The sequence below is a fragment of the Kribbella sp. NPDC054772 genome (assembly GCF_053611945.1).
In genome coordinates this window covers 448257-454408 of sequence record NZ_JBSHBJ010000002.1, presented here as the reverse complement: position 1 = coordinate 454408, position 6152 = coordinate 448257, and the positions used below count along the sequence as shown (strand labels likewise).

The following is a 6152-nucleotide window of genomic DNA, read 5'->3' as shown; positions in this document are numbered from 1 at the left end:
CACCCCGCGACCCTCCACCCCCCGGCCGCGCGGCGCCCGGCCCCCCCCCGGCCCCCCCCTTCCGCGTCTTCACTGCTGCAGGAAAGTGAAGCTGTCCGCCTCCTTGATGAGCAGCTTGCACGAACCGGACGTGACGTCGCAGCGGTACAGCTCGTTGCGGATCTGGCTGCCGTCCTTGGCCTCGTTGAGCGTCAGGAGTTGCGTCCCGTTCTCGAAGGCCGGCTCCGGCAGCACGTCCCACATGCGACCCGGCACTTGGAGCTTGGTGACCTGACCGGTGTTCACGTCGATCGCCACGCCCAGTGCACCCTGGACCATCGTCCGGCCGTCAGGGGACAGCACCGGATACAGATGCTCCAGGCCCTGGTCGCAGTACTCGCGCAGCACCTTGAAGCCCTCCTCCCGCAGCACGCCCGCCTTGAGACACCGCTTGCCGCCGGCCTGGGTCGACACAGCGATGGTCCCGGCGCCCTTGGGAACCGATGCGCTGCCGTCGAAACCAGGAATCGCCACGGTGCGCTTCGCGCCCGTCGACGGTTTCCAGACGATCAGCTCGGCTTTGCCGGTGGTCATCCAGACCCCGTCCTGGTTCCAGCCGACGATGTCCGGGTGCCAGGACCCAGCGGGCAGCTTTGCGACCTGCCGGCCGGACTGGACGTCGACGACGATGACCTGGCCCTTGGTATTGGACAGGTAGTGCCACATCGCGACCTGCTTGCGGTCAGGCGACAGGGTGTTCTGGTCGGACCGCTCCGGACCGAGCTGCTGGAACGTACCGTTCGGCCGCAGGATGCCGGTCTCGAACGCACCGATCTTGGCCATCCGGATGCCCATCCAGCCGCCGGCCACGCGCTGGAAGTACGAGTTGCCGAAACCCTTCGGCAGCTTCACCTTCTGCGTGCCGTCGTACAGCGTCGACGTCGCCGGGTTCATGTACGGGAGCTCGGGCGCGGCCCCGGACACGGGAGGTGCCGGCTGGCGCGCCGGCGCGCTGTTGTCACCGGACCGGGTCAGCAAGGAGGCGGCGATCACAGCGATCACAACGACCGCGGCGGCGGCCGCGAGGACCGGCCAGTGGCGGCGCCGGCGGGTCAGGTCCAGGCCGGGGCCTTCGGCGTCGTCGGGGACGGTGGCGGCCTCGGCGCTCAGGTAGTCGCGGAGCCGCGTCTCGGTGTCGGTCATCGGAGCTCCTTCAGGCGTTCGGTCAGGACCGCGATGCCGCGCGACGAGGTGGCGCGTGCGGAGGATTCGCTGATCCCGAGAATCTGGGCGATCTCGGCGAAGGCGAGATCGAGGTAATACCGGAGGACGAGCACCTCGCGTGTCCGCCGGGGGAGCGCCTGGAGCGCTCGCTGGACCTCCGACCGCGCCTCGCCCAGTACGACGTCGCTCTCGGCGGAGTCACCAGGCGCCTGATGCGGTGGGATGTAGAGCCGCGCCACCTTGCGCCGTCGCAGTACCGACCGGCTCCGGTTCACCACGGCGGTTCGCAGGTAGGCGAGCGCCGCATCGGACCCGCGCAGCGGCCAGCGCCGATACAGCTCGGCGAAAGCCTCCTGTACGACGTCCTCCGCCGCCGGCCGGTCGTCCACCATCAGCACCGCCAGCCGGAGCAGCCCGACCCAATGCTGTTGGTACAGCGCCGACACCGCCACGCGCGCATCCACCTGCGCCGGGGGTCTGATGCTCACCAAGGGATTCGTCACACCTCTACAGACGCGCGGCGTTCAGAAACGCTGCATTCGTTCGCGGACCCAGTCGAGGTGGACCAGTGCGCTCTGGCGCTGCCACTGGCGGACCGTCGGCAACCCAGGTGGCGCCGGCTGCGCCGCACCCCACCACATCCCGCCTGCGATCGCCGCGATGAGCCCCGTGATCCCGGGATCGTCGGGCAGCTCCGGCAGGGTCACCGACTCGCGCATCTCCGCCTGCAGGATCACCGTGTCCGTCCAGCGTGGCGCCAGCCCCGGGTGCGCCCAGTCGATGAACACCACCCGGTCGTCGGTCAGGATGATGTTGTCCGCCCGCAGGTCGTAGTGCGCCAGCGCCTTGCCCTCGGCCAGCGCCCGCAGCCCCGTTCGCGCCAGCTCGGCGAACTCCTCTGGATCCACCCAGGACGGTACGGCGAGACCGTCCGCCAGCACGTTCTCCCACCGGCTCAGGAAGTCGTGGCTCCGAACGGCGATCACCGGCGCCTCTGACCACGGTGACGGGTCCAGGGCGTCGGTCAGCTCGTCCAGCGCGCCGAGTACCCGGTCCGCCTCCACCTGCGACCACGGGTGCCGGGGCAGGTGACCGGAGATGTCCTCGAACAGCAGCCCGACCCACTCGCCGTCGTCGTACACGTCGTACATCTGCGGGGCCATCGGGAGCGGGCCGATCGCGCGCATCGCGGTGATCTCCTGGCGGAACAGCTCCGGGGTCTTCGGGTTCAGCGGCGTACCGGCGGCCTTGACGAAGGCTCGGCGACCGGACGCGGTGACGAGGCGGGCGGCCGTGCCGGGGGAGAAGCCGCCCTGCTGGTTGTCGGCCGAGATCACGACCGAACCGAGCGTGCGTTCCACCCAGGCCCGCACGGCGGCGGGCAACTCCTCATACGGCAACCGGACCCCAGCAGCATGCGCCATGCGTCACCACGCTAGCGGTCCCGCGCCAGTGATTTTCGAATCCGCTGGACCCCCATGGGATGATTGATCAGATACCCACGTACCAGACCAGATTTGGATCACTCCGTGCCCGTTGGCCCCACGACAGTGCCGCAGCCGGGTCGTACCGACCCGTCGCTGATCCGGAACTTCTGCATCATCGCCCACATCGACCACGGCAAGTCGACGCTGGCCGACCGGATGCTGCAGATCACCGGGGTGGTCGACGACCGCTCGATGCGGGCGCAGTACCTGGACCGGATGGACATCGAGCGTGAGCGCGGGATCACGATCAAGTCGCAGGCGGTCCGGCTGCCGTTCACGCCGGGCCCCGACACCCCGGGCGGCCTGCTCGCCCCGGACGGTACGACGTACATCCTGAACATGATCGACACGCCCGGGCACGTCGACTTCACGTACGAGGTCTCGCGGTCGCTGGAGGCGTGTGAGGGTGCCGTCCTGCTGGTCGACGCCGCGCAGGGGATCGAAGCGCAGACGCTGGCGAACCTGTACCTCGCGCTGAACGCGGACCTGCACATCATCCCGGTGCTGAACAAGATCGACCTGCCGAGCGCGCAGCCGGAGAAGTACGCCGCCGAGCTGGCGCACATCATCGGCTGCGACCCGTCGGACGTGCTGAAGGTCTCGGCCAAGACCGGCGAGGGGGTCGAGGAGCTGCTGAGTGAGATCGTCGCCCAGGTCGACCCGCCGAAGGGTGTCAAGGACGCGCCGCCGCGGGCTCTGATCTTCGACTCCGTCTACGACACCTACCGCGGCGTGGTCACCTACGTCCGGGTCGTCGACGGCGAGCTGACCCACCGGGACCGGATCAAGATGATGTCGACCGGCGCGGTGCACGAGATGCTCGAGGTGGGCGTCATCTCGCCGGAGCCGGCGAAGTCGCCGAGCATCGGGGTCGGCGAGGTCGGCTACCTGATCACCGGCGTGAAGGACGTCCGCCAGTCCCGGGTCGGTGACACCGTTACCGCGGCCGTGCACGGCGCGACCGAACCGCTCGGCGGCTACAAGCACCCGCAACCGATGGTGTACTCCGGGCTGTTCCCGATCGACGGTGACGACTACCCGACGCTGCGTGACGCGCTGGAGCGACTGCAGTTGAACGACGCGGCGCTGCAGTACGAGCCGGAGACCTCGGGCGCGCTCGGGTTCGGCTTCCGCTGCGGCTTCCTCGGCCTGCTGCACATGGAGATCGTCCGGGAGCGGCTCGAGCGCGAGTTCGACCTGGACCTGATCTCGACCGCGCCGAACGTCGTCTACCGGATCGAGATGGAGGACGGCAAGGAGCACGTCGTCACCAACCCGAGCGAGTTCCCCGAAGGCAAGATCGCCGACATCTACGAGCCGGTCGTGAAGGCGACGATCCTCAGCCCGAAGGACTACATCGGCGTCATCATGGAGCTGTGCCAGACCAAGCGGGGCAACCTGCAGGGCATGGAGTACCTGTCCGAGGACCGGGTCGAGCTCCGCTACACGCTGCCGCTGGCCGAGATCGTCTTCGACTTCTTCGACCAGCTGAAGTCCAAGACCAAGGGGTACGCGTCGCTGGACTACGAGCCGACCGGTGAGCAGGCGGCTCAGCTGGTCAAGGTGGACATCCTGCTGCAGGGCGAGACCGTCGACGCGTTCTCGGCGATCGTGCACCGCGACAATGCGTACTCGTACGGCGTCGCGCTGGCCGGCAAGCTGAAGGACCTGATCCCGCGGCAGCAGTTCGAGGTGCCGATCCAGGCTGCGATCGGGTCCCGGATCATCGCCCGCGAGTCGATCCGCGCGATCCGCAAGGACGTGCTGGCCAAGTGCTACGGCGGTGACATCACCCGGAAGCGCAAGCTGCTCGAGAAGCAGAAGGAAGGCAAGAAGCGGATGAAGATGGTCGGCCGCGTCGAGGTCCCCCAGGAGGCCTTCATCGCCGCCCTCCGGACGTCCGACACCGCAGAGAAGGCCGGCAAGAAGTAGGTGTCCGCCGTCGCGATCCCCGAGGGCCTGCTGGTCGTCGGGTCGCGCGGTCAGGACTGGGCCGACTGGCTCGACCGGTTGCCGCGGGTGACGCGTGACCTGCTCGACGAGTGGGAGTTGCGGGTCGACGGCGCGTCGGCGTACGGGAACTGTGCGCTGGTCGTGCCGGTGCTGACGCGTGACGGCGAGCGGGCGGTGCTGAAGGTGCAGTTCCCGCACTGGGAGGCGGAGACCGAGCACCTCGCGCTGCGGACCTGGGCCGGCAACGGCGCGGTCCAGCTGCTGCGAGCGGATCCGCGCCGGTTCGCGATGCTGCTCGAGCGGTTGCAGCCGCGGGACCTGACCACGATCGACACGCTGGACGCGTGCGAGATCGTTGGCGGCACCTACAAGCGGTTGCATGTCCCGGCGGGACCGCAGTTCCGGACCCTGTCCGGGGAGCTGGCCCGGTGGGTGGAGCGGTTCCGCAAGCTGCCCGCGTCCGCGCCGGTCCCGCATCGGTACGTCGAGCAGGCGATCTCGCTGTCCGAGGACTTCATCGCGGATCCGGCCACCGACGGCACGCTGATCCACACCGACCTGCACTACGAGAACATGCTCGCCGCCGACCGTGAACCGTGGCTGGTGATCGACCCGAAGCCGCTGTCCGGTGACCCGCATTTCGAGGTCGCGCCGCTGGTCTGGAACCGCTGGGACGAGGTGACGGCCGCGCACGACCTCCGCTTCGCCGTCCGGCAACGGTTCTGGACCACGATCGACGCGGCCGGCTTCGAGGAGGAGCGGGCCCGCAACTGGGTGATCGTCCGCCAGATGCTCAACGTCCTGTGGACGCTGGAGAGCGCCAGTACGGACGAGTCTCTGCCCCAGGACTGGCTCACCCGCAACATCGCCATCGTCAAAGCCATCCAGGACTGACTCCACCAGCTGGCCCGGGCGGGCGTGGTGGGTGAACACAGGATCTGGTGGGTGAGCACAGGCAATAACAGGTCTCCACCCACCAGTTCCTGTCTTCAGCCCCCGATCGCGCCATCTCTGACCGCTCCGGTCGGGCGTGAGGTGGCAGACATTCTGTTGTAGTTAGTAGTTACTACCTACTAACTTCGGGGTCATGGTGGCGCGGATGACCCAGCAGCAGCGGCGGGAGCAGATTCTCGGGATCGCGGAGCAGGAGTTCGCGACGGCGGGGCTGTACGGCGCCTCGACGGAGACGATCGCCCGTCGCGCGGAGATCACGCAGGCCTACGTGTTCCGGTTGTTCGGGACGAAGAAGCAGCTGTTCGTGGAGTGCGTGGATGCCGCGTTCGGGCGGATGGCGACGGCGATGCTCGCGGCGGCGGGCGGGGCGCGGGGGATCGAGGCGCTGACCGCGATGGGGCAGGAGTACAACGACATGCTCGCCGATCGCACCACGCTGCTGCTCCAACTGCAGGGCACCGCCGCGGCCGCGGCGGGGGGCGGTGATGTGAGGTGCGCCCGACGCGCCAGCGGAGCCCAGCGCAGGCAGGCGGGAGCCGAGACAGGGGGCAGTGT

The 6152-nt window shown here is 68.8% G+C and carries 6 protein-coding genes; 3 read left to right on the top strand and 3 right to left on the bottom strand.

Features of this window, described 5'->3' with window-relative positions; all coding sequences use genetic code 11:
* Window positions 1-69: 69 nt before the first annotated feature.
* From ACWGID_RS04960 to ACWGID_RS04950, 3 genes are read right to left on the bottom strand one after another with little or no spacing between them, the layout of a single operon-like run.
* Window positions 70-1182 (bottom strand): hypothetical protein, encoded by a 1113-nt coding sequence (locus tag ACWGID_RS04960; RefSeq protein ID WP_452194516.1) that lies wholly within the window; start codon window positions 1180-1182, stop codon window positions 70-72.
* Window positions 1179-1691 (bottom strand): RNA polymerase sigma factor, encoded by a 513-nt coding sequence (locus ACWGID_RS04955; protein WP_452194514.1) that lies wholly within the window; start codon window positions 1689-1691, stop codon window positions 1179-1181. The genes ACWGID_RS04960 and ACWGID_RS04955 overlap by 4 nt, the downstream gene beginning before the upstream one ends.
* Window positions 1692-1727: 36 nt before the next feature.
* Window positions 1728-2627 (bottom strand): phosphotransferase family protein, encoded by a 900-nt coding sequence (locus ACWGID_RS04950; protein ID WP_452194512.1) that lies wholly within the window; start codon window positions 2625-2627, stop codon window positions 1728-1730.
* Window positions 2628-2732: 105 nt separating this feature from the next.
* Between ACWGID_RS04950 and lepA the strand changes: the two genes are divergently transcribed.
* The 3 genes from lepA to ACWGID_RS04935 all read left to right on the top strand — a co-directional run.
* Window positions 2733-4622 (top strand): translation elongation factor 4, encoded by a 1890-nt coding sequence (lepA, locus tag ACWGID_RS04945; protein WP_452194510.1) that lies wholly within the window; start codon window positions 2733-2735, stop codon window positions 4620-4622.
* Entirely contained in the window at window positions 4623-5537 is a 915-nt protein-coding gene (locus ACWGID_RS04940) for an aminoglycoside phosphotransferase family protein (RefSeq protein WP_452194508.1), read from the top strand.
* 205 nt (window positions 5538-5742) lie between these two features.
* Window positions 5743-6152 (top strand): TetR/AcrR family transcriptional regulator (locus tag ACWGID_RS04935; protein ID WP_452194506.1); only part of this gene is annotated, 410 nt, incomplete at its 3' end.